This window comes from Krasilnikovia sp. M28-CT-15 (assembly GCF_047159595.1).
Lineage (GTDB): Bacteria > Actinomycetota > Actinomycetes > Mycobacteriales > Micromonosporaceae > Actinoplanes.
On record NZ_BAAGAK010000001.1, the window covers coordinates 3,545,315 to 3,567,188 of the forward strand.

The following is a 21,874-nucleotide window of genomic DNA, read 5'->3' on the forward strand; positions in this document are numbered from 1 at the left end:
GGGCTGGTCCGCGGCCTCGGGGCTCGCGCGATTCGTGCCGCACAGTACGCCTTACGTGCGTCACCGACATCGTGGATCTTGATGGGTTGCTTCAGTAGCGTCAGGAGCGCTGTCCGGGGCGGGGGCCCTGGACGCTCAAAGGGGGACTCCTGATGCGACGAAGCATCGCCACCGTCGGGGCAATCCTGCTCGGACTATCCATCGTCATCCCTGGCGCCGCGTCGCCCAGCGGTGCCGCACCACCCGACCCCGGGCTGAGTCCGGCTGACCGCGCCTCACTGGCCGCCGGTATCCCGGTGGCGCCCAAGGCCGCACTCGGCGCGAAGCCGACCGGACCCAACCCGTACCTGGCGATGGTGCCGGACGCGGCCCGGGTCGACTACAGCGGATGGAACCACTACCTGCAGCGCCGCTCCCCGGCGCAGGCGGTCGCCCGGCTGAAGGCGCCGGGTGCGGTGCGCCCGTCCGGCAGCACCCTGGTCATCGACGAGGACGAGCCGGACGGCACCCGCGGTGCCAACGAGTCCCCGGCGACCGCGCAGCGGATCACCAGATTCGGCACCGCCCCGAAGAAGAACCCGCGGATCCGCATCCTGGGCAGCCTGAATCCGGAGCAGGTCATCCCGGACACCGTCGCCGCCAACGCGGAGGACGACGGCGCGATCCCGCTGGCGGGCAACACCGGCATCGGCACCGCGGGCCGCAAGGGCATCGAGACCAGCGCCCGGATCGGCGACGGCCCGCACGGTTCCGCCGGTACGGGCACGAACGACTTCGACTTCTACCGGCTCACCTCGACGCCCGGCAAAGTGATCACGATCGCCACCGACACACCGACGGGTGACCTGGACACCGTCGTGGCGGTGTTCGACCCGGCCGGTCACGTGCTGGCCGCCAACGACGACTTCGGCGGCAGCCTGGACAGCCGCCTCGAGTACAAGGTGCCCGCGACCGGCACCTTCTACGCGATGGTGGCGGGATACAACGGCCTGCCGGCCGACCCGTTCGATCCGGCCAGCGGTGACGGCGACGGCAGCGAGGGCCCGTACACGGTGAGGATCACCTCGGGCGACGACGACTCGGACTTCTTCGCGGTCAAGCTCCGCGCCGGTGACGTGCTGGGCGCCTCCGCCAAGGGCGCGAACACCTACCTGACCCTCTTCGACACCACCCCGCGCGAGGTGCACGGCTCGCAGCAGAACGCCTCGTTCATCTACCCGATGGCCTCCCCGCTGCCCGGCGGCGGCAACCAGGTCACCGACTACGTCGCCACGAAGGCGGGCTGGCACTACGTCGGGGTGACCGGCGGCTCGGGTGGCTACGCCGTCACCGTGGAGGGGTACCGGGCCGTCCTGGAACGGGTGCGGCCGATCCAGACCCTGTTCCTCGACTTCGACGGTGAGCGGGTGAACACCGGTGTGTTCGGCGGCACGGGCAACGTGGATCTCAGCCCGCTGGCCGCTTTCCTCGGCAAATGGGGCCTCACCCGCGCCGACGAGCGCAGGCTCATCGACGTCGTCACCGCCACCGTGACCGAGAACCTCCGCAAGGACCTGACCGCCCGAGGCCTGAACAAGCGCTTCAAGCTCAAGCTGGTCACCAGTAAGAACGGCGCCGACCCGTGGGGCGGGCGCAATGTCAGCCGCATCGTGGTCGGCGGCACGATCGCCGAGTCCGGGGTGCCGACCATCGGCATCGCGCAGAGCATCGACCCGGGCAACTTCGAGACCGAGGAGACGGCCCTGGTGCTGCTGGACGTGCTCAGCGATCCGGCCGGTGACGACGCGTCGCTGAACACGTACCTGAGGCCGGCCAGCAACCGGGTCGCCTTCGTGGGCCGCGCCCTGGGCAATGTGATCTCCCACGAGGCCGGGCACTTCTTCGGCAACTGGCACACGGACAACTCCGACGCGTCGCCGAACCTGCAGGACGCCGGCGGCGCCAACTTCGGCGTGCTGTTCGGGGTGGGCCCGGACGGGGTCGGCGGGACGGCCGACGACCGCGACGTCGACTTCGGCGACGACCGGTTCAGCCCCACCGAGGGTTTCGTCGGAACCGAGGACACCCTGGGCCGGATCGATTTCGGCGTGACCAGCTGAGCTGACCCGCGGCCGGGGGCGGCACGCCCGTCCCCGGCCGTACGTCAGTCCTTGAGCGCGGCCGCGACGTCCGGATGCAGCGACAGGTGTTCCGTGAGGCCAAGCGTGTCGAGCAGCCGGCACAGGAACCTCGACGGCGCGGCCAGCCGCACCCAGCCGCCGCGCTCCAGCGCCCGGCGGTGCGCGGTGACGAGCACCCCGACCCCCATGGAGTCGCAGAAGTCCAGGCCGCCCAGGTCGACGACGACCCGGGGCCGGGGCCGTTCCACGAGCCGGGTCAGGTTGGCCTTCAGCGACGGTGCGGTGTCGATGTCGAGGGAGCCGCGCAGCACGAGGACGGCGGTGTTGGGCGGATGGTGCGCGACGGAGACCTGCATTCCGGTGGTCGCTTTCGGTGTCGAGCGACGGGCACGGCCGATCGGGGCCGCGCCGGGTGGATCCCTCCACCCTAGGCGGTATCGCCTCGACTGGCCGAATCCGCGGTTCAGACCCCGTTGCGCCACCGACGGCCGCTGCGGCCGATCAGCCGATCCGCGTCGGTCGGTCCCCACGAGGCGGCCTCGTACGTGGGGATCGGCGACGGATCGTTCGCCCAGTGCTCGATGATCGGGTCGACGATCCGCCAGCACTGCTCGACCTCGTCCGTACGGATGAACAGGGTGGGGTCGCCGAGCAGCGCATCGAGCAGCAGACGCTCGTACGCCTCGGGCGACTCCTCCCGGAAGGTGGCGTCGTAGGAGAAGTCCATGCTGGCGGTGCGCACCCGGAACGAGTGGCCGGGCACCTTGGCGCCGAAGCGCAGCGAGATGCCCTCGTTGGGCTGGATCCGCAGGATGAGCGCGTCGGCCTCCAGCCCGGTGAGCTGGTCCTGCGGGATCGGCAGGTGCGGCGGGCGCTGGAACTCCAGGGCCACCTCGGTGACCCGGGCGGGCAGCCGCTTGCCGGTACGCACGTAGAACGGCACCCCGGCCCAGCGCCAGTTGTCCACGTCCAGCCGCATGGCCGCGTACGTCTCGGTGCGCGACAGGGGGTCCACCCCGGGCTCGTCGCGGTAGCCCGCCATCAGCTCCTCGCGGGTGCCGCCGCGGGTGTACTGGCCGCGGACCGCGGTGTCGGCGATGTCGCGGTCGGTGGGCAGCCGGATCGCCTGCAGCAGCTTGACCTTCTCGTTGCGCAGCCCCTCGGCCTCGAACGAGGCCGGCGGCTCCATCAGCGAGAGCGCCAGCACCTGCAGCACGTGGTTCTGCACGATGTCGCGCATGGCGCCCGCGTGCTCGTAGAAGCCGCCGCGGGTGCCGACGCCGAGCGTCTCGGCCACGGTGATCTGCACGTGGTCGACCCAGGTGCGGTTCCAGATCGGCTGGAAGATCGCGTTGGCGAAGCGCAGCGCCAGCACGTTCTGGACGGTGTCCTTGCCGAGGTAGTGGTCGATCCGGAAGACCTGGGGCTCCTCGAACGCGGCGTGCACGATCTGGTCGAGCTCGCCCGCGGTGGCCAGGTTCCGCCCGTACGGCTTCTCGATCACCAGGCGGGCGAAGGAGCCGGGGCGGGCGTGGTTGAGTCCGGCCCCGGCGAGGCCGTTGATGACCGGTTCGAAGGCCTCGGCGGGGGTGGAGAGGTAGTAGAGGCGGTTGCCCGCGGTGCCGCGCTGGGCGTCGAGCTCGTCGAGCACCTCGCCGAGCCGCTTGTACGTCGCCGGGTCGTCATAGCCGCCCGATACGTACCTGATTGCCCCGGAAAGACCGGGCATGTTCCGCAGGCCGCGCTCGCCCAGGGCGCGCTCGATGAACTGCTCGTCGGTCATTCCGGTCCGGGCGACGCCGACCAGCGCGAACTCGGCGGGCAGGCGGCCGTGCCGGGCCAGGCTCTCGACCGCGGGGATCAGCTTGCGCCGGGTCAGGTCGCCCGACGCGCCGAAGATCACCAAAGTGGCGGGCGGGGCGTTGCGATCCTGCGTGAGCTGAGGGGCGATGTCCATCGTCTCGTTCTTCCTCCGGGGCCGCGTCTCTGGGCGTCTGTCAGAACCTTACGCAGCGCGAGCCCTCCCCGGTTCAGGTCGGTAGGTCGATGCGATGGGTGAAATCCCGCAAAAGTGGCAAACTGGTGTGGACCGGCATGGTGACAGGGAGGGAACTCGCGTGAAGTACCGGCTCGTGACCCGTAGTGACTTCGACGGCCTGGTCTGCGCCGTGCTGCTCAAGTTCATGGACGTCATCGACATCGAAGACATCAAGTTCGTGCACCCCAAGGACGTCCAGGACGGCACGGTCGACATCACCGACCGCGACATCCTGACCAACCTGCCGTACGCCCCCGGTGCGCATCTGGTCTTCGACCACCACCACTCCGAGACGCTGCGTAACCCGGGGGAGCGGCCGAACCACATCATCAACCCCGACGCCCCGTCCGCGGCCCGGGTGGTCTTCGAGTACTACGGGGGCGCCGAGCGTTTCCCGGAGGTGCCGCAGGACCTCATGAAGGCCGTCGACCAGGCCGACTCGGCCCAGTACACGATCGACGACATCCTCAACCCCGACGGCTGGACGCTGCTGAACTTCATCATGGACAGCCGTACCGGGCTGGGCCGCTTCCGGGAGTTCCGGGTCGCCAACTTCGACCTGATGGCCACGCTCATCGACGCCTGCATCCAGATGGACATCACCGAGATCCTCAAGATGCCCGACGTGGCGGAGCGGGTCGACATGTACCGCGACTCCTCCGCGATGTTCGTGGAACAGCTCAAGCGGGTCTGCAAGATGGACGGCGACGTCGTCATCGTGGACCTGCGCAACGAGGAGACCATCTTCGCGGGCAACCGCTTCATGGTGTACGCGCTGTTCCCCGAGGCCCGGGTGTCGGTGCACATCATCTGGGGCTTCAAGCAGCAGAACACGGTGTTCGCCTGCGGCAAGTCGATCCTCGACCGCACCTCGCCGGTCGACATCGGCGCCGTCATGCTCAAATACGGCGGCGGCGGCCACCAGGCCGCTGGCACCTGCCAGGTCTCGCACGCGGACGCCGCGCGGGTCCAGCGCGAGATCATCCAGGCGCTGCGTACGCCGCGCACGGTCAGCGTCTGACGGGCAGCTCCCGGGTACGGCCGGCCGCCGCGGCCGGCGCCGGAAAGCCCGGCGGGGCGGAAAGGATGTCCTTCCCGCCCCGCGCGCCGCGAGTCGTGGGCCGTGCCCTGAGGCCCCACCCGCTCGTCGTGTTCCGCGCCCCACGCGCATCATCACGACAACCCGCGCCCACCTGCGCGGGGAGTCCTGTCACGGGCCGTCGCGGTAGCTCCAGCCGGTGACTCGCGCCCGGCTGGTCCCGGCGCCGACCGGCTCGTTCGCCGCCTCGGCTTTCGCCGCGCCCTCCGCCGCCGCGCCGCCGTCCGCCTCGGCCTTCGCCGTGCCGTCCGCTGTCGTACCCTTCGGCGCCGCGCCGTCCGGGGCCGCGGCATCCGCCGTGCTGTCCCGGGTCGCGGGCCCGTCCGCATCGCCGGGCCGGCGCCGGGAGCGCCGCACCGCCAGCACGGCGCCCGCCCCCGCCAGCACCGCGACCACCCAGCCCGCGATCGACCAGAAGCTCGGCCCCTGCTCTGCCCGGCTGACCACCGCGGCGAACGCGGCGTCGTCGGCACCCGCGGAGTTCTGCCCGGGGTCGGTGGCGCCGCCGCCGTGTCCGGGGTGCGCGGCGGGCGCCTCGCCGGGTGCGAGCGGGGTGAGCTTGAGATCGGCGGACGTCGCCGGGACCGGGGTCCCGTCGGCGTACGTGCCCTGGACCGTGAACCGCATCGAACTCAGCGTGGGCAACGGGCCCAGGGCGACGGCCAGGTCGGCGGCCTTGCCCGGCGCGATCGACTTGCCGCCCATCGCGATCCAGGTGATCGCCGCCGCGGTCTCGGTGACCGGGGTGCCGCCGTGGATCGTCTTCAGCGGGGTGTCCAGGTGGCGGTTGTCGATCCGCGGCGCCCAGTCGTCGTCCGACAGCGGGTACACCTCGGCGACCGGGGTGTCCGGGGGCAGCACCAGCCGTACCGTGGTGATCTGCTTGCCGCCGGGATTGGTGACGTGGAACGTCAGGTTCTGGCCACTGCCCTGCGGGACGCTGCCCGGGCTCACCGTCACGTCGGCCGCCGCGGGCCCGGCCGTGCACAGCACGCCCGCCGTGGCGGCGGCCACGAGGATGCCCGCCCGGCGCGTGTCGAGGAGTCGGCTCACATCCGGTAGTTCGCATCCGGTGCCCGAATGGTTCAACCGCCGGGCGGAACTTTTTCGCCGGTCCGGCAAGATGAACGCCATGCACGACGTGGCGATCGACGCAGACATGATCAGGCTGGGGCAGTTTCTCAAGCTCGCGGACCTCGTCGACACCGGCGGGGAAGGCAAGATCCTGATCGCCTCCGGCGACGTCACGGTCAACGGGGAGGTCGACACCCGCCGAGGCCGCCAGCTGCACCGAGGCGACGTGGTCCGGGTCCTGGGCCGCGCCGCGCGGGTGACCTGAGGTGACGAGGGCCACCTCGCCGCAAAAAGATCCAGATCGTTTTCGTCCGGGGCGGAACCGCGGGGCGTCGCCCGTCGTCGTACCCGGCATGACCAGACTCCGCGGCACATGGACGGCCGCCGCCGTGACCCTGTTCCTGCTCGGCGCCTGCGCCCGCACCACCGCGGGCGCCGCAGCGGGGGACGCCGCTGCGCCCGGCGCGTCCGGTAACCCTCCGGCCCCGGCCGGTGACGCACTCGTCCTGCGGGTCGAGCACTACGGCGGCTTCGTCGGGACCAACCTGCGCGTCGGCCGCATCCCCGACGTCAGCGTGTACGCCGACGGCCGGGTCATCACCCAGGGCCCGCAGATCGCCATCTACCCCGGTCCGGCCCTGCCCAACCTGGTGGTCCTGCAGGTCACCCCCGAGCGGGTCACCGAGCTGGCCCGCCAGGCGACCGACGCCGGGGTCCGTTCCGGCGCCGAGCTGGGCCGCCCCGGGGTGGCCGACGCCACGACCACCCGGGTCACCGCGGTCACCGGCGGCGCGAAGTACACCGTGGACGCGTACGCCTTGAGTGAGGCGCAGTCGCAGGACCCGGCGCTGACCCCGGCCCAGAACGCCGCCCGCACCAAACTGGCGGGTTTCGTGCGCGAATTGACGGACCTGTCCACGGCCGCGAGCGCGGCGAAGCCGGAGCCGTACGTGGCGCAGAAGGTCGCGGTGCTGGCCACCCCGTGGGTCAAGCCGGGCAACGACCTGCCCAAGCAGCCCGGCCCGCAGGCGTGGCCCGGGCCCGCCCTGCCGGGCGACTACGTGTCCCCCGAGGTGAAGCAGGGCTGCCTGACGCTCACCGGAGCGCAGGCGCAGACCGTCCTGAGCGCCGCCGCCAAGGCGAACGCGAACACGCCGTGGGAGTCCGGCGGCCAGCAGTGGCGGGTCTCGTTCCGTCCGCTGCTGCCGGACGAGAACGGCTGCAACGACCTGCGGACGCGCCAGTGACCCCCATCGGGGAGCCGGCCGACCCGGCGGGATTCTCCGGCCCGGCCGGATTCCTCCCGCTGGACGGGGAGGCGGCCGGGAACACGGACGGGCCGGAGCGGGCAGCGCCCACTCCGGCCCGTCCGGCCTGCCGTCCCGGGTTCAGCGCACGCCGAGCAGATCCACCACGAAGATGAGCGTCTCGTTCGGCTTGATGACGCCGCCGGCGCCGCGCGCTCCGTACCCCAGCTGCGGGGGGATCGTCAGCTTGCGGCGGCCCCCCACGCGCATCCCGGCCACGCCCTGATCCCAGCCGGCGATGACCTGCCCGCCACCGAGGTGGAACTCGAACGGCTCCCCGCGGTTGTACGACGCGTCGAACTCCTGGCCCGACGAGAAGGACACACCCACGTAGTGCACGCTGACGACCTGACCGGGCGTGGCCTCGGGGCCCTCGCCGACCGTCAGGTCCTCGACCTGCAGGGTGGCGGGCGGCTGGCCCTCGATGGGACCGACGTCGGGCTTGTCCATGTGTTCTCCTTGTGTCCGCGTTACCGGTCACATGCAATCACACCGGTGCCGCCGCGGCCCGCATCGACCCACAGTAGTGAACGACTCACGGCCCATCTCCGTATCTTCGCCGTGGGGCCTCCTACGGCCTCCGAGCCCGTCGGGGGCCCAGCCGTGGCCCTCGAGCCGCCGCGCCCGAGGAGAGCCGCATGACGCACCGCACCGCCACAGCGCAGCACCGGGTGGGTGGCCGGCGCGCGACCTCCACCGGGCGCCGGATCGCCGGGGTCGCCGCCGCGGGCGTTCTCGCCGCCGCCGCGGGACTGCTGCCCGCCCTGCCCGCGCTGGCCCACGGAGCGCCCACCCTGCCGCTGAGCCGCACCGCCGCGTGCGCGGCCGGCGGCACGGACACCGGCTCGGCGGCCTGCCGGGCGGCGCGGGAGGCCAACGGGCGGTCGTTCGGCACGTTCGACAATCTGCGGGTGCCCGGCGTCGACGGCAATGACCGCCAGTTCATCCCGGACGGCAAGCTGTGCAGCGGCGGGCTGCCCGAGTTCAAGGGCCTGGATCTGGCCCGTACGGACTGGCCCGCCACCAAGATGACCGCGGGCAGTTCCCTGTCCATCCGGTACCGCACCACGATCCCGCACGAGGGGCTGTTCCGGGTCTACCTCACCAAACCCGGTTACGACCCGGCCCGGCCGTTGCGCTGGTCCGATCTGGGCGCCCAGCCGATCCTCACCGCGGACAACCCGCCGGTGCGCGACGGGGCGTACCAGATGAAGGGGAAGCTGCCGGCGGACCGTACCGGGCGGCATGTGCTGTTCACGATCTGGCAGACCACCAGCACCCCGGACACGTACTACTCCTGCTCGGATCTGGTCCTGTCGGCAGCGGGGGCGGGCGTCGCCGCGACACCCCGGCCGTCCGCGTCGTCGTCCAAGGCCAAGCCCGCGACCGCGGCGCGGCCGCTGGCCTCACGGTCGCCGGAGCCGGGCGCCGCCGCCACCCCTGTGGAGGGCAGCCCGGCGGCCGCGCCGGTCGCGGAGAAGGAGTCGTGGCTGAGCCGCGCCGGTGACGAGCAGCAGATCACGCTCGGCCGTGGGCTGCTCAGCGGCGCGCTGATCGTCGGGGTGCTCATCACCGCGACCGTCGGCCTGCTGCGGCTGCGGCGACAGCACAGGCCGCGGGGAAAGCACTGAACCACGCCCCGCGGGGGCCGTGCGGAAAGCGCTGAACCGCGTTCGGCGCGACAGCGGCACAGGCGGTGCGAAAAGCGTTGAACCACTTCCGGGTCCTGCTCCGTACTGATGGGCGTCGACGACGTTTGTCCGGGCATCACAGACCCTCGCTCTCGGGTGGCACCACCACCCGAGAGCTTTCCGAAAGGCCGAGCATGAGTCGTGTCCAGTACGGCAGCCGGGCGGTTTCCCGCCTGTCGCGTCGCAAGGTCCTTACCATCGCCGCCACGGTCGGGGTCGGCGCCACCGCCGCGAGTGTCGCCGGGCTGAGCCTGGCCGGCGAGAACACTTCAGCGAAGAACGACAGCGAGCCGCTGGTGCTCTCGCTGCGCGACGCCAAGAAGGGCACGTTCGACCTCTTCTCCGGCGGCTCCAAGGTCACCATCACCGACCAGAAGCTCTGTGCGCAGCTGCTCAAGGCCGCCAAGCGCGGCTGATCGCCGCCCCTCGCCCCTCAACCCCCATTCCCCGAAGGACGACGCATGTCTTCGCACCGTGAAGCGCCGGAGATCAGCAAGGACCCGGTAGCGGACAGCTCCGACCTGTACGCGTTCGTGAGCCCGGACCACCCGGACACCGTGACCATCATCGCGAACTACGTGCCGCTGCAGCTCCCGGCCAGCGGCCCGAACTTCTTCGAGTTCGGCGACGACGTGCTTTACGAGATCCACGTCGACTCCAACGGCGACGGCCGGCCCGATCTGACGTACCAGTTCCGGTTCCGCACCGAGCTGCGCAACAACAACACGTTCCTGTACAACACCGGTCCGATCGAGTCGCTCGACAGCGAGAACTGGAACCGGCGGCAGTTCTTCTCCGTGACCAAGGTGGACGCCCACGGCAAGCACGAGGTGCTGGCCCGCAAGCTGCCCTGCCCGCCGTGCAACGTGGGCCCGCTGTCCATTCCGGACTACAACAAGCTCGCCGACGACGCGGTGCACCACCTGGAGACCGGTGAGAAGGTGTTCGCCGGGCAGCGCGCCGACGCGTTCTTCGTCGACCTCGGCGCCATCTTCGACCTGGGCACGCTGCGGCCGTTCCAGGACAAGCACCTGGTCGGCAAGAAGCTGTTCAACTACGCGGGCAAGGCGGTCAACGCCACCGACGAGCTGAACGTGCACAGCATCGCCATCCAGGTGCCGATGCACATGGTGCGTCGCGACGGAAAGAAGAAGGTGCGCGGGCGCGACCCGGGCGCGGTCATCGGCGTGTGGACCTCCGCCAGCCGCCGCCAGGTGCAGATCCGCGACGGCCGCAAGGCCGGCGAGGACGTCGAGGTCGGCCCGCAGGTGCAGGTGTCGCGGCTGGGCAACCCGCTGTTCAACGAGGTCATCGTGCCGATGGCCGAGAAGGACAAGTGGAACAGCCTGCCGCCGACCGAGGACAAGCGGTTCGCGAAGTTCGTGGAGAAGCCGGAACTGGCCGGGCTGCTCCCGGTGCTGTACCCGGGGCTGTTCGACAACCTGCAGAAGCTGAACGAGACCGGCCACCCCCGCGCCGACCTGGTCGCGATCCTGCTCACCGGCATCCCGGACGGGCTGATCGACAACTTCCAGAACACCACCGGCGCGGTGCAGGCGGACATGCTGCGGCTCAACACCGCCATCCCGCCCACCAAGGATGAGAACGGGTTCGGCCTGCTCGGCGGTGACCTGGCGGGCTTCCCGAACGGCCGGCGCATCGCCGACGACGTGGTGTCGATCTCGATTCGCGCCATCGCGGGCGTCACCGTCCCGCTGGTCGACGAGAAGTTCAAGCCGGACGACGCGGCGGCACTGGTGGAGCAGGGACTGAGCGTCAAGGACGTGAGCGCCAAGCTGCTCAAGCGCTTCCCGTACCTGCCCGTTCCCTTCGACGGCTTCAACCACCCGAAGTGAGCGCGGGCCCGCACCACCACCACACCCTCGCCCCGTCCGGGCAGGGGACCGTGGTGCTCAACATCGGGGCGGACATCGGGGCGCTGATCATTCACACCCCGGGCAACCTGCACGGCCACGAGATCGAGGTCAGCCCGGTCGACGCGCAGGACGCCCGCACCCACGCGGCGGTCCGTGCCCGGTACGTGCACGACGGCGTACGGTTCAGCGTCGTCATCGACAACCTGCGCGCCGGCCGGTACGTGATCTGGCGGGACGCGGTGACACCGCTGGCCGAGGCGGACGTGATGGGCGGCTCGGTCACCGAGTACGAGTGGCCCCAGGAAGAGGCCGCGGCCGCGTAGTGACGACCGGCCGGGCCCGCGGTGGACAGCGATCCACCGCGGGCCCGGCCGGACCGCTGTGTCGGCCGGGCGCCACCCGTCGAATCCACCTGCGAGGACTGCGCGGGCGGCGCCCGGCCGGTCACAGTTCCACGTGCTGGTTCTTGCCGACCACGACCACCCCGCCGTCGGAGACGGTGTACAGCTTGCGGTCCCGGTCGAGGTCCACGCCGATCTGTGCGCCCTCGGGGATGACGACGTTCTTGTCGATGATCGCGTTGCGGATCACCGCGCGGCGCCCGACCGACACGCCGTCCATGAGCACGGATCCCTCCACGTGGGCCCACGAGTTGACCCGGACGCTGGGTGAGACGATGGAGCGTTCCACGTACGCCCCGGAGATGACCACCCCCGGCGAGATCATCGACTGGACCGCCCGGCCCTGCCGGTCGTCGTGCGAGTGGACGAACTTCGCGGGCGGCCACGAGCCGTAGTTCGTGAAGATCGGCCAGTCCATGTTGTAGAGGTTGAACACCGGCAGCGTCGCGATCAGGTCCATGTGCGCGTCGTAGAAGGAGTCCAAGGTCCCCACGTCGCGCCAGTAGCCGCGGTCGCGATCGGTGCTTCCGGGTACGTCGTTGTCGCGGAAGTCGTAGATGTTGGCCTCGCCGCGCTCCACCAGCATCGGGATGATGTTGCCGCCCATGTCGTGCTTGCTGTCGGGGTCGCGGGCGTCGGCGGTCACCGCGTCACACAGCGCCCGGGTGCTGAACACGTAGTTGCCCATCGACGCGTAGATCTCGTCGGGGGAGTCCGGCAGCCCGTCGACCTCGCGCGGCTTCTCCCGGAACGCGCGGATGCGGCGTCCGTCCTCGGCCACGTCGATGACACCGAACTGGTCGGACATCGACTTGGGCTGGCGGATGCCGGCCACGGTGACCGCGGCGCCGGAGGCGATGTGCGCCTTGACCATCTGCTTCGGATCCATCCGGTAGATGTGGTCCGCGCCGAAGACGATCACGTAGTCGGGGTTCTCGTCGTTGATCAGGTTGAGGCTCTGGTAGATGGCGTCGGCGGAGCCGGCGAACCAGCGCGGACCGAGGCGTTGCTGCGCGGGCACCGGGGTGACGTAGTTGCCGAGCAGGGTGGACATCCGCCACGTCTTGGAGATGTGCCGGTCCAGCGAGTGCGACTTGTACTGGGTCAGCACGACGATCTTGAGGTAACCGGCGTTCGCCAGGTTGGACAACACAAAGTCGATCATGCGGTAGATCCCGCCGAACGGAACCCCGGGCTTGGCCCGGTCCGCGGTCAGCGGCATCAGCCGCTTCCCTTCGCCGCCTGCCAGCACGATAGCGAGGACCTTGACACCCATGCAGCGACGCTAACTTTCCCCGTGCCCGAACACCAGCCAAAGCAGCTATTCTGCGTCTCGTGACCGACTCGGGTGCCGTGCGCGTGGATCTGCTGACCCGGGAGTACCCGCCGGAGGTGTACGGCGGCGCCGGCGTGCACGTGGAGTATCTCGCCCGGGACCTTCGGCCCCTCGCCGACGTACGGGTGCACTGCTTCGGCGCCAAGCGCGGCGAGTCCGGGGTCACCGCGTACCCGGAGCCGGAGCAGCTGCGCGACGCCAACGCCGCCCTGCGCACCATGGGCATCGACCTGGCGATGGCGGCCGGATGCGCCGGCACCGACATCGTGCACAGCCACACCTGGTACGCCAACTTCGCCGGTCACGTCGCCAAGCTGCTGTACGGCGTCCCGCACGTGCTGACCACGCACAGCCTGGAGCCGCTGCGGCCGTGGAAGGCCGAGCAGCTCGGCGGGGGATACGCGCTGTCCTCGTACTGCGAGCGGACCGCCGTGGAGAGCGCCGACGCGATCATCGCGGTCTCCGGCGGGATGAAGCGTGACGTGCTGGCCGCGTACCCGGGGGTGGATCCGGAGAAGATCCAGGTGGTCTACAACGGCATCGACACCGAGCAGTACAAGCCCGACCGTGGCACGGACGTCATCGAGCGGCTCGGCATCGACCTGAGCAGGCCCAGCGTGGTCTTCGTCGGCCGGATCACCCGGCAGAAGGGCCTGCCGTACCTGATGCGGGCCTGCCGCGAGCTGCCGCCGAAGGCGCAGATCGTGCTGCTGGCCGGCGCGCCGGACACCCCGGAGATCGCCGCCGAGGTCGAGGAGCTGGCCGCCGCGCTGCGCGCCGCCCGCGACCCGCGCGGGGTGATCTGGGTGCAGGAGATGCTGCCCAAGCACGAGGTCGTGCAGGTGCTCACGCACGGCACGGTCTTCGTCTGCCCGTCGGTGTACGAGCCGATGGGCATCGTCAACCTCGAGGCCATGGCCTGCGAGACCGCGGTGGTGGCCACCGCGACCGGCGGCATCCCCGAGGTCGTCGCGGACGGCGAGACCGGGCTGCTCGTGCCGATCGCGCAGGCGGCCGACGGCACCGGGGCCCCGGTCGACCCGGACCGCTTCGTCGCCGACCTCGCGGCCGCGCTGACCACCCTGGTCGAGGACCCGGACCGCGCCCGGCAGATGGGGCTGGCGGGGCGGCGCCGGGCGGTCGAGACGTTCTCCTGGGCGAGCATCGCCGAGGACACGATGCGCGTCTACCGCTCCGTGCTGGGCCGCTGAGCCGCTGGGGCTGAGCTGCTGAGTTGCTGGGCCGCTGAGCAGCACACAGCGCCGCCGCGGGGCGGTCAGACCAAATAGCGCGTTCCGGGCCCGGTGGCCGCCCGCCGAGACGCATACTGCCGATGTCACATCCGACGATGCCACATCCGGCAGGTCTGCGAGGTCCCCATGGCTCGTGCCGCATCGGACGGCCGCCGGCTCGCGCCGTTGCGGTGGTTCGCGGACCTGCGCGTGGGCGGCAAGGTGCTGACCGCGGTCGCGGTACCGATCGTCGGCATGCTCGCCGTGGGCCTGGTCAGCCTGGTCGGCATCAACCAGCTCAAGGCCACCCGGTCCGATGAGGTCAAGCGCGAGGTGCCGTACATCACGAACCTCAACAACGCCGCCCTGGCCGCGTCGGGTGCGGTGGCCGACGAGCGGACCTTCCTGATCAAGGGGGACCCGAAGTACCGGGACTCCACTCTCAACCGCCAGGGTGGACTCAACAATCTCCTCGCCGCCGCCGGCAGCTACGCCGACGATCCCAAGGAGAAGCAGGCGCTGGCGGCCATCAACGCCGCGGTGAACCAGTGGTTCGCCGCCGTCCGGGCCGAGTTCGACCAGTTCGCCACCGCTCCGGACGCGGCCCGTACCACCGCGCTCGGTCCGAACCAGGCGCTGCGCATGAAGATTGCGGGGATGTTCCAGGCGGAACTGAAACGGGCGAACGACGAACTGGTCACCGGCCAGGAGTTCGACGCCTCGGTCACCCAGACCAAGATGCGTACGGCGGTGCTGCTGGTCATCGCGCTCGCGGTCGCGCTGGCCCTGGCGTTCTGGGTGGCGCGGATCATCGCCGCGCCGCTGCGCCAGGTCAAGACCGTCCTCGACGCCGTGGCCGACGGGGACCTCACGCAGGAGGCGGTCGTGACCCAGCGCGACGAGCTGGGCGCGATGGCCGCCGCCCTGCGCCGGGCCACCATCAACCTGCGCCACACGCTCGCCTCCATCGGGACGCACGCCGGCACCCTGACCACCTCGTCCGACGAGCTGACCCGGATCAGCGCCGACAGCGCCACCAGCGCGGACCGCGGCTCCCGGCAGGCCAACGAGGTCGCCGAGGCCGCGGCGGCGATGTCGCGCAACATCCAGACGGTCGCGGCGGGCGCGGAGCAGATGGGTGCCAGCATCCGGGAGATCTCGCACAGCGCGGCCGAGGCCGCCTCGGTGGCCGCCCGCGCGGTCGACGTCACCGGCACCACGAGTGGGGTGATGGCCCAGCTCGGTGAGTCGTCTGCGGAGATCGGCAACGTCATCAAGGTGATCACCGATATCGCGGAGCAGACCAACCTGCTGGCGCTGAACGCCACCATCGAGGCCGCCCGGGCCGGTGACGCCGGCAAGGGCTTCGCCGTGGTGGCCAGCGAGGTCAAGGACCTGGCCCAGGAGACCGCCCGGGCCACCGAGGACATCAGCCAGCGGATCGCCGCCATCCAGTCGGACACCACCGGCGCGGTAAGCGCGATCGAGGAGATCAGTACGATCATCGGCAGCATCAACGAGTTCCAGACCACGATCGCCTCGGCCGTGGAGGAACAGACCGTGACGACCAACGAGATGACCCGCAACGTCGCCGAGGCGGCCCTGGCCGGGTCCCGGGTCGCGGACAGCATCACGGACGTCGCCGACGCGGTGCGCGACACCACCGGCGCCTCGGCGCAGGCGAACCAGTCCGCCACCCAGCTCGCCGACCTGTCCACCGAGCTGCGACGGCTGGTCGCCGGATTCCGGGTCTGAGCCGGGACGCCCCCGGCGTCAGCCCAGCCGGGCCGCCAGCGCGGCACCCGCGGCGCGGCCGGACAGCCACGCCGTCTGCACCCGCGGGCGCCCGAACGCGTCGCCGGCCAGCGCGACGCCGTCCCCGAGTACGAACTCGGCGGAGTCCGGCCGCGCCCCCGGTTGGGCGTACCGCCACGGATGCACGTGTACCGCCGTCGCCGGGGTGGGCAGGCCGAGCAGTTCCCGCGTGGCGCGTTCCACCTCGGGTCCGGCGTCCGCGGGCCGGTCCAGGTGGACGGCCGCGAATTCGGCGTTCGTGTGGGCCACCAGCACGGGGGCGTGGTCGCCGCGGCGGTCGCCGTCGTCGAACACCCGGTCCAGCACCGGGTGGTTGTTGACGAACGCGCCGCGGAAGCACGGCCAGCTCCGCTCCGGGTACGTCAGCACCACCGCCAGGACCGCGGACCACCGCTGTAGCCGCGCCGCCTCGACGACCAGTCCGACGCCGTCCGTGCCGGTGCCCGTGTCGCCCGTGCCGCCTGCCGGTGCGGCGGCGTCCGGGGTGAGCAGCCGCAGCGCCTGGGGGCCGGGCATCGCCAGCACGACCGCGTCGGCGCGCGGCAGCTCGGTCACCTCGCACCCCAGCGTCACATCCAGCCCGGCGGCGAGGTCCTCGGCGAGGGCGCGCAGCCCGCCCGGCGCGGTGAAGCGCACCGGCCCGGTCGAGGCGTGCGGCGGCCCGCCCCGGTCATACGTCATCAGGGTGTCGGTCCACGGCCGGGCCACGCCGGCTGCCAGCCACGTCCGTACCTGTTCGACGAACGCCGGATCGTTCGCGGTGAAGTACCCCGCTCCGACGTCCGCGGAGCGCCCGGCGGACACCGCGGACCCCAGCCGGCCGCCGACGACCGGCTCACGATCAAACACGTGTACGGCCACTCCGGCCCGGTCCAGCTCCCGGGCGCAGGCGAGACCCGCCAGGCCCGCGCCCACCACGATCACCCCCACCAGCGGAACTCTAGTGCCGCGCCGATCGACGGCACTCCTGCCGGGCCGGCCGGAGTGCCGCCGCCCCGCACACCCTGAACGGGACGAAACGCCAGGGCCGCCCTTGATCATCGGGTCTGCCGGTGCGACCGGGCACACTAGGTGCGTGCCTCGTATTCCTGCCCGGGTGGTCGCCGTCGGCCTCGCGCTCGCCGCTGCCCTCGGCGGGATCGGATCCGGGCTGCTGCGCGCGGCCACCGCGGACCCGCCGTCGGCCGCCGCGCCGATGGCGGTCATGGCGGGCGGATCCTGCGCCGGGTTGCCGGTGGCGGCGCCACGGCAGCTGCGCGGGATGTGGCTCACCACGGTCAACAACATCGACTTCCCGAGCCGTCCCGGGCTCGGCGAGGCCCAGGTCAAGGCCGAGTACCGCGCCTGGCTCGACCTCGTGGTGGCACAGCGGCACAACGCGGTCTTCGTGCACGTCCGGCCCAGCGGAGACGCGTTCTGGCCGTCGGCGTTTGCGCCGTGGTCGCAGTGGCTCACCGGGCGGCGCGACGGCCGGGGACCCGGCTGGGACCCGATGGCGTTCATGGTGGCCGAGGCGCACGCGCGCAACCTGCAGTTCCACGCCTGGTTCAACCCGTACCGGGGGAGCCAGCCGGCGCCTGCGGGCACCGGGGCGGATCTCGCGAAGCTGCCCCCGGCGCACCCGCTGCGCAAGCATCCGGACTGGGCGCTGGCGTACCCGAGCGGTCCCACCGGGCGGCTGTACTTCGACCCGGGCAACCCGGACGCCCGCCGCTTCGTCGAGGATTCCATGCTGGAGGCGGTCGCCAGGTACGACGTGGACGGGGTGCACTTCGACGACTTCTTCTACCCGTACCCGGAGCGGGGCCAGGACTTCCCGGACGCCGGGAGCTACGAGCGGCGGGCCCGCCCGGGGCAGAGCCGGGCCGACTGGCGGCGCGAGAACGTGGACACCCTGGTCCGCGAGATGAGCGAACGCATCCGGGCGCTCAAGCCGTGGGTCCAGTTCGGGATCAGCCCGTTCGGGATCTGGCGCAACGCCGCCACCGATCCCGCCGGGTCGGACACGCATGGGCTGCAGAGCTACGACGAGATCTACGCCGACACCCGGCGCTGGGTCCGCGAACGCTGGCTGGACTACGTGGTGCCCCAGCTGTACTGGGCGATCGGCTTCGACCGCGCCGACTACGCCAAGGTGCTGCCGTGGTGGGCGAAGCTGGTCGAGGGCACCGGAGTGCGGCTCTACCTCGGGATCGCCGACTACCGGGTGGGGGAGAAAGGCCCGTGGCGCGACCCCGCCCAGCTCGACCGGCAGCTGACCCTCGCTGCCCGGTACGGCGTCGACGGCAGTGTCCACTTCAGCGCGAAGCAGGTGCGGGCGGACCGGCTCGGCGCGGTCACCCGCTACCGCGACCACCACTTCGCCGCGCCCGCCCTGGCTCCGATCGCCAGCCGCCAGGTGGTCCCCGGACCGGCCGCGCCACGCCTGGGCGCGGCCCGTCGCATCCCGTCCGGCGGGGTGAGTCTCACGTGGCAGCCCGGTCCCGGAGCGGCGCCGGTGGGCTGGGCGCTCTACCGCGTGGCCGGCGGCACGGCAACGCTGGCGGCCACCGGCCGGGCGGGGACGCCGGTGGCCGATCCGCAGGCGCTGCCGGGCGATGCCGCAGCCGGTGCACGGGCGACCAGGTGGTGCCTGACCGCGCTGGACCGGGCCGGGAACGAGGGCCCGCCGTCGAACCCGGGCGCGATCACGTCCTGACCGCGCCGGGCCGCCGCGCTCACTCCGTGCCGCGCCGGTGCGGGACCGGACCGATGCTCACTCCGTGACGCGGCCGTCCGCGACCGTGAACTGGCGGGTGGTGTGCACCGCCGCCAGCATCCGCCGGTCGTGGGTGACCAGCAGCAGCGTGCCGGCGTAGTTCGCCAGCGCCGACTCCAGTTGCTCGATCGCGGGCAGGTCCAGGTGGTTGGTCGGCTCGTCGAGCACCAGCAGGTTCACCCCGCGCGCCTGCAGCAGCGCCAGCGCGGCCCGGGTCCGTTCGCCCGGTGACAGGGTTCCCGCGGGCCGCACCACGTGCGCGGCCCTGAGGCCGAACTTCGCCAGCAGCGTACGGATCTCCGCGTCCTTGAATTCCGGCGCCGCCGCCCCGAACGCGGCCATCAGTGAGCTGTCGCCGAGGAACAGCCCCCGCGCCTGGTCGACCTCGCCCACGACCACACCGGGGCCCAGCGCGGCCACGCCCTGGTCGAGGGGGACCCGGCCCAGCAGCGCCGCCAGCAGGGTGGACTTGCCGGAGCCGTTGGCGCCCGTGATCGCCACCCGGTCCGCCCAGTCGATCTGCAAGGTCACCGGCCCGAGGGTGAAGTCGCCGCGGCGCACCACCGCGTCGCGCACGGTGGCCACCACCGCCCCGGCGCGGGGCGCGGCGGCGATCTCCATCCGCAGCTCCCACTCCTTGCGCGGCTCCTCGACCACCTCCAGGCGCTCGATCAGCTTCTCCGTCTGGCGTGCCTTGGCCGCCTGCTTCTCGCTGGTCTCACCCCGGAAGTGCTTGATGTTCTTGTCGTTGTCGGTGGCCTTGCGGCGCGCGTTGCGCACGCCCTTCTCCATCCAGGCGCGCTGGGTGCGGGCCCGCTCCAGCAGGCCCTCCTTGCGCTCGGCGTACTCGTCGTACTCCTCGCGGGCGTGCCGCCGGGCCCGCTCCCGCTCCTGCAGGTACGCCTCGTACCCGCCGCCGAACAGGTTGACCTGCTGCTGGTGCAGGTCGAGTTCCAGCACCGCGGTCGCCGTGCGGGCCAGGAACTCGCGGTCGTGGCTGACCAGCAGGGTGCCCGCGCGCAGCCCGGTGACGAACTTCTCCAGCCGGGCCAGGCCGTCCAGGTCCAGGTCGTTGGTGGGCTCGTCGAGCAGGAACACGTCGTACCGGCTGAGCAGCAGCGACGCCATCTGGGCGCGGGCCGCCTGGCCGCCGGACAGCGCGGTCATCGGGTGCGTGGGAGCCACTCCGAGCCCGATCTCGTCGGCGACCGCGAGGGCGCGTTCCTCGAAGTCCGCGCCGCCCAGCGCCAGCCAGCGCTGCAGCGCCTCGTCGTAGCCGTCGTACGCGGCCGCCACCCCCGCCGCCATCGCCTCGGCCGCCGCCTCCATCGCCGCGTGGGCGGGGCCCACCCCGGTGCGCCGGGCCAGGAAGTCGTGGACCGTCTCGCCGGGGCGGCGCTCCCGCTCCTGCGGCAGGTAGCCGACCGTCGCCGTGGGTGGGCTCAGCGACACCGAGCCGGACTCGACGCTCAGCAGGCCCGCGAGGGTACGAAGTAGGGTCGTTTTTCCGGCGCCGTTGACGCCGACCAACCCGATCACGTCGCCGGGCGCGACCACCAGGTCGAGCCCCGTGAACAGGGTGCGGTCGCCGTGCCCCGCGGCGAGATCCCGGGCGATCATGGTGGCGCTCATAGCGGCCCGATCGTATCCGGCACCCGTCAGCACTGCGGGATCGCCCGGTTCGCGAGGTAGCGTTCGTACGGTGACTGCTGCTTTCACGCCGCTCGTCCCCGAAACACCCACCCACCTGCCGCGGACCGTCGGTGAGCTACGCGCCACCGGCCACGAATTCCGTACCGTCAAGCAGGAGTTGCGCGACAACCTGCTGGCCCGGCTGCGCTCCGGCGAACCCCGGTTCCCCGGCATCGTCGGCTACGACGACACCGTGCTGCCGGAGGTCGAACGGGCACTGCTGGCCGGGCACGACATGGTCCTGCTCGGGGAGCGGGGCCAGGGCAAGACCCGGCTGATCCGCAGCCTGGTCGGCCTGTTCGACGAGTGGACCCCGATGATCGAGGGTTCCGAGCTGCGCGAACACCCGTACGATCCGGTGACCCCGGCGTCTCGGCGGCTGGCCGCCGAGCTTGGCGACCTGCTGCCGGTGGCCTGGCTGCACCGCTCCCAGCGGTACGGCGAGAAGCTGGCCACCCCCGACACCAGCGTCGGCGACCTGATCGGCGACGTCGACCCGATCAAGGTGGCCGAGGGGCGGGCACTGGGCGACCCGGACACCATCCACTTCGGACTCGTGCCGCGCACCAACCGCGGCATCTTCGCGGTCAACGAGCTGCCCGACCTGGCCGAGCGCATCCAGGTGTCGCTGCTCAACGTGCTGGAGGAACGCGACATCCAGGTTCGCGGCTACCAGCTGCGGCTGCCCCTGGATCTGCTGCTGGTGGCCAGCGCCAACCCGGAGGACTACACCAACCGGGGGCGGATCATCACCCCGCTCAAGGACCGGTTCGGCGCGGAGATCCGTACCCACTACCCGCTCGACCTGGAGCTGGAGACGGCGCTGATCCGCCAGGAGGCGGCGCTGAGCGCGGAGGTGCCCGACCACCTCGTCGACGTGCTGGCCCGCTATACCCGCGCCGTCCGCGAATCCCCTGCGGTGGACGCCCGCTCCGGCGTGTCGGCCCGCTTCGCGATCGCCGCGGCCGAGACGGTCGCCGCCTCGGCGCTGCGCCGGGCGGGGCTGCGCGACGACGAGCCCGTCGCCCGGGTCTGCGACACCATCTCGGTGACCTCCACGCTGCGCGGCAAGGTCGAGTTCGACAGCGGCGAGGAGGGCCGGGAGACCGAGGTGCTGGCCCACCTGCTGCGGGTGGCCACCGCGGAGACGTTCCGGGACCGGCTGGCCGGGCTGGACCTGTCCGGCTTCACCGACCTGGTCGCCGAGGGCGCGATCATCGAGACCGGCGAGCTGGTGTCCGCGGCGGAGCTGCTGGCCCAGATCGGCACGGTGCCCGGCCTGGCCAAGGTGCTGGACCGGCTCGGCCTCGGCGACGCGCCCAGCCCCGGTCAGGCGGCCTCCGGCATCGAGTTCGTCCTCGAAGGGCTGCACCTGACCCGGCGGCTGGCCAAGGAACTGACCGACGACGGCCGCACCCTCTACGGGAACTGATC

At 71.8% G+C, this 21,874-nt stretch carries 19 protein-coding genes; 12 read left to right on the forward strand and 7 right to left on the reverse strand.

The annotated features are described in order from the left end of the window. Positions 1-152: 152 nt before the first annotated feature. A complete protein-coding gene (locus tag ACMCNO_RS16400) occupies positions 153-2,099 on the forward strand; it encodes a pre-peptidase C-terminal domain-containing protein (protein WP_412750309.1) in 1,947 nt (648 codons plus the stop codon). A gap of 44 nt (positions 2,100-2,143) precedes the next feature. On the opposite strand, the gene ACMCNO_RS16405 is transcribed toward ACMCNO_RS16400, so the two are convergent. Beyond that, positions 2,144-2,476: an STAS domain-containing protein gene (locus ACMCNO_RS16405; RefSeq protein WP_412750310.1), complete on the reverse strand. Its 333-nt coding sequence runs from the start codon at positions 2,474-2,476 to the stop codon at positions 2,144-2,146. A gap of 107 nt (positions 2,477-2,583) precedes the next feature. Beyond that, complete coding sequence (zwf, locus tag ACMCNO_RS16410) at positions 2,584-4,077, reverse strand: glucose-6-phosphate dehydrogenase (protein ID WP_412750311.1); 1,494 nt, start codon at positions 4,075-4,077, stop codon at positions 2,584-2,586. A 160-nt stretch (positions 4,078-4,237) separates the two neighbouring features. On the opposite strand from zwf, the gene ACMCNO_RS16415 reads away from it, so the two are divergent. Further along, positions 4,238-5,179, forward strand: a complete 942-nt coding sequence (locus ACMCNO_RS16415) for an exopolyphosphatase (RefSeq protein WP_412750312.1) — start codon at positions 4,238-4,240, stop codon at positions 5,177-5,179. A 189-nt stretch (positions 5,180-5,368) separates the two neighbouring features. Here ACMCNO_RS16415 and ACMCNO_RS16420 read toward each other — a convergent pair whose 3' ends face one another. Further along, positions 5,369-6,310, reverse strand: a complete 942-nt coding sequence (locus tag ACMCNO_RS16420) for a DUF1775 domain-containing protein (RefSeq protein ID WP_412750313.1) — start codon at positions 6,308-6,310, stop codon at positions 5,369-5,371. A gap of 79 nt (positions 6,311-6,389) precedes the next feature. On the opposite strand from ACMCNO_RS16420, the gene ACMCNO_RS16425 reads away from it, so the two are divergent. Both ACMCNO_RS16425 and ACMCNO_RS16430 read left to right on the forward strand, forming a co-directional pair. Continuing rightward, a complete protein-coding gene (locus ACMCNO_RS16425) occupies positions 6,390-6,596 on the forward strand; it encodes an RNA-binding S4 domain-containing protein (protein ID WP_412750314.1) in 207 nt (68 codons plus the stop codon). 88 nt (positions 6,597-6,684) lie between these two features. Next, positions 6,685-7,578 (forward strand): hypothetical protein, encoded by an 894-nt coding sequence (locus ACMCNO_RS16430; protein ID WP_412750315.1) that lies wholly within the window; start codon positions 6,685-6,687, stop codon positions 7,576-7,578. A 141-nt stretch (positions 7,579-7,719) separates the two neighbouring features. On the opposite strand, the gene ACMCNO_RS16435 is transcribed toward ACMCNO_RS16430, so the two are convergent. Further along, positions 7,720-8,088 carry an FKBP-type peptidyl-prolyl cis-trans isomerase gene (locus ACMCNO_RS16435; RefSeq protein WP_412750316.1) on the reverse strand — a complete coding sequence of 123 codons (369 nt, stop codon included), beginning with the start codon at positions 8,086-8,088 and terminating at the stop codon, positions 7,720-7,722. Between the two features lie 188 nt (positions 8,089-8,276). Here ACMCNO_RS16435 and ACMCNO_RS16440 point away from each other — a divergent pair, with 188 nt between their 5' ends. From ACMCNO_RS16440 to ACMCNO_RS16455, 4 genes are all read left to right on the forward strand, one after another. Continuing rightward, positions 8,277-9,269, forward strand: a complete 993-nt coding sequence (locus tag ACMCNO_RS16440) for a lytic polysaccharide monooxygenase (RefSeq protein ID WP_412750317.1) — start codon at positions 8,277-8,279, stop codon at positions 9,267-9,269. A 194-nt stretch (positions 9,270-9,463) separates the two neighbouring features. Continuing rightward, positions 9,464-9,745 carry a hypothetical protein gene (locus tag ACMCNO_RS16445; RefSeq protein WP_412750318.1) on the forward strand — a complete coding sequence of 94 codons (282 nt, stop codon included), beginning with the start codon at positions 9,464-9,466 and terminating at the stop codon, positions 9,743-9,745. A 45-nt stretch (positions 9,746-9,790) separates the two neighbouring features. Then, positions 9,791-11,185, forward strand: coding sequence for a DUF4331 domain-containing protein (locus ACMCNO_RS16450; RefSeq protein ID WP_412750319.1), 1,395 nt, complete (start codon positions 9,791-9,793; stop codon positions 11,183-11,185). After that, positions 11,182-11,529, forward strand: a complete 348-nt coding sequence (locus ACMCNO_RS16455; protein WP_412750320.1) for a phospholipase — start codon at positions 11,182-11,184, stop codon at positions 11,527-11,529. The genes ACMCNO_RS16450 and ACMCNO_RS16455 overlap by 4 nt, the downstream gene beginning before the upstream one ends. 121 nt (positions 11,530-11,650) lie before the next feature. Here the strand turns inward: ACMCNO_RS16455 and glgC are convergent, their stop codons facing one another. Further along, complete coding sequence (gene glgC, locus ACMCNO_RS16460; protein WP_412750321.1) at positions 11,651-12,883, reverse strand: glucose-1-phosphate adenylyltransferase; 1,233 nt, start codon at positions 12,881-12,883, stop codon at positions 11,651-11,653. 59 nt (positions 12,884-12,942) lie between these two features. On the opposite strand from glgC, the gene glgA reads away from it, so the two are divergent. Next, complete coding sequence (gene glgA, locus ACMCNO_RS16465; RefSeq protein WP_412750322.1) at positions 12,943-14,154, forward strand: glycogen synthase; 1,212 nt, start codon at positions 12,943-12,945, stop codon at positions 14,152-14,154. A 168-nt stretch (positions 14,155-14,322) separates the two neighbouring features. Continuing rightward, on the forward strand, positions 14,323-15,930 hold the full coding sequence (locus tag ACMCNO_RS16470; RefSeq protein ID WP_412750323.1) for a methyl-accepting chemotaxis protein: 1,608 nt from the start codon (positions 14,323-14,325) through the stop codon (positions 15,928-15,930). A gap of 18 nt (positions 15,931-15,948) precedes the next feature. Here ACMCNO_RS16470 and ACMCNO_RS16475 read toward each other — a convergent pair whose 3' ends face one another. Further along, complete coding sequence (locus ACMCNO_RS16475; protein ID WP_412750324.1) at positions 15,949-16,920, reverse strand: NAD(P)/FAD-dependent oxidoreductase; 972 nt, start codon at positions 16,918-16,920, stop codon at positions 15,949-15,951. 145 nt (positions 16,921-17,065) lie between these two features. Here ACMCNO_RS16475 and ACMCNO_RS16480 point away from each other — a divergent pair, with 145 nt between their 5' ends. Then, positions 17,066-18,688 carry a family 10 glycosylhydrolase gene (locus ACMCNO_RS16480; RefSeq protein ID WP_412750325.1) on the forward strand — a complete coding sequence of 541 codons (1,623 nt, stop codon included), beginning with the start codon at positions 17,066-17,068 and terminating at the stop codon, positions 18,686-18,688. Positions 18,689-18,745: 57 nt separating this feature from the next. Here the strand turns inward: ACMCNO_RS16480 and ACMCNO_RS16485 are convergent, their stop codons facing one another. Further along, entirely contained in the window at positions 18,746-20,380 is a 1,635-nt protein-coding gene (locus tag ACMCNO_RS16485) for an ABC-F family ATP-binding cassette domain-containing protein (RefSeq protein WP_412750326.1), read from the reverse strand. Positions 20,381-20,450: 70 nt separating this feature from the next. On the opposite strand from ACMCNO_RS16485, the gene ACMCNO_RS16490 reads away from it, so the two are divergent. Further along, positions 20,451-21,872, forward strand: a complete 1,422-nt coding sequence (locus ACMCNO_RS16490; protein ID WP_412750327.1) for a sigma 54-interacting transcriptional regulator — start codon at positions 20,451-20,453, stop codon at positions 21,870-21,872. Positions 21,873-21,874 lie beyond the last annotated feature (2 nt).

What these genes read in the sequence shown, in the direction of transcription:
- ACMCNO_RS16435 (WP_412750316.1), bottom strand. Translation starts at nt 8,088, where the DNA reads ATGGACAAGCCCGACGTCGGTCCCATCGAGGGCCAGCCGCCCGCCACC.
- ACMCNO_RS16470 (WP_412750323.1), top strand. Translation starts at nt 14,323, where the DNA reads ATGGCTCGTGCCGCATCGGACGGCCGCCGGCTCGCGCCGTTGCGGTGG.
- ACMCNO_RS16485 (WP_412750326.1), bottom strand. Translation starts at nt 20,380, where the DNA reads ATGAGCGCCACCATGATCGCCCGGGATCTCGCCGCGGGGCACGGCGAC.
- glgC (WP_412750321.1), bottom strand. Translation starts at nt 12,883, where the DNA reads ATGGGTGTCAAGGTCCTCGCTATCGTGCTGGCAGGCGGCGAAGGGAAG.
- ACMCNO_RS16440 (WP_412750317.1), top strand. Translation starts at nt 8,277, where the DNA reads ATGACGCACCGCACCGCCACAGCGCAGCACCGGGTGGGTGGCCGGCGC.
- ACMCNO_RS16400 (WP_412750309.1), top strand. Translation starts at nt 153, where the DNA reads ATGCGACGAAGCATCGCCACCGTCGGGGCAATCCTGCTCGGACTATCC.
- ACMCNO_RS16405 (WP_412750310.1), bottom strand. Translation starts at nt 2,476, where the DNA reads ATGCAGGTCTCCGTCGCGCACCATCCGCCCAACACCGCCGTCCTCGTG.
- ACMCNO_RS16425 (WP_412750314.1), top strand. Translation starts at nt 6,390, where the DNA reads ATGCACGACGTGGCGATCGACGCAGACATGATCAGGCTGGGGCAGTTT.
- ACMCNO_RS16450 (WP_412750319.1), top strand. Translation starts at nt 9,791, where the DNA reads ATGTCTTCGCACCGTGAAGCGCCGGAGATCAGCAAGGACCCGGTAGCG.
- ACMCNO_RS16430 (WP_412750315.1), top strand. Translation starts at nt 6,685, where the DNA reads ATGACCAGACTCCGCGGCACATGGACGGCCGCCGCCGTGACCCTGTTC.
- zwf (WP_412750311.1), bottom strand. Translation starts at nt 4,077, where the DNA reads ATGGACATCGCCCCTCAGCTCACGCAGGATCGCAACGCCCCGCCCGCC.
- ACMCNO_RS16445 (WP_412750318.1), top strand. Translation starts at nt 9,464, where the DNA reads ATGAGTCGTGTCCAGTACGGCAGCCGGGCGGTTTCCCGCCTGTCGCGT.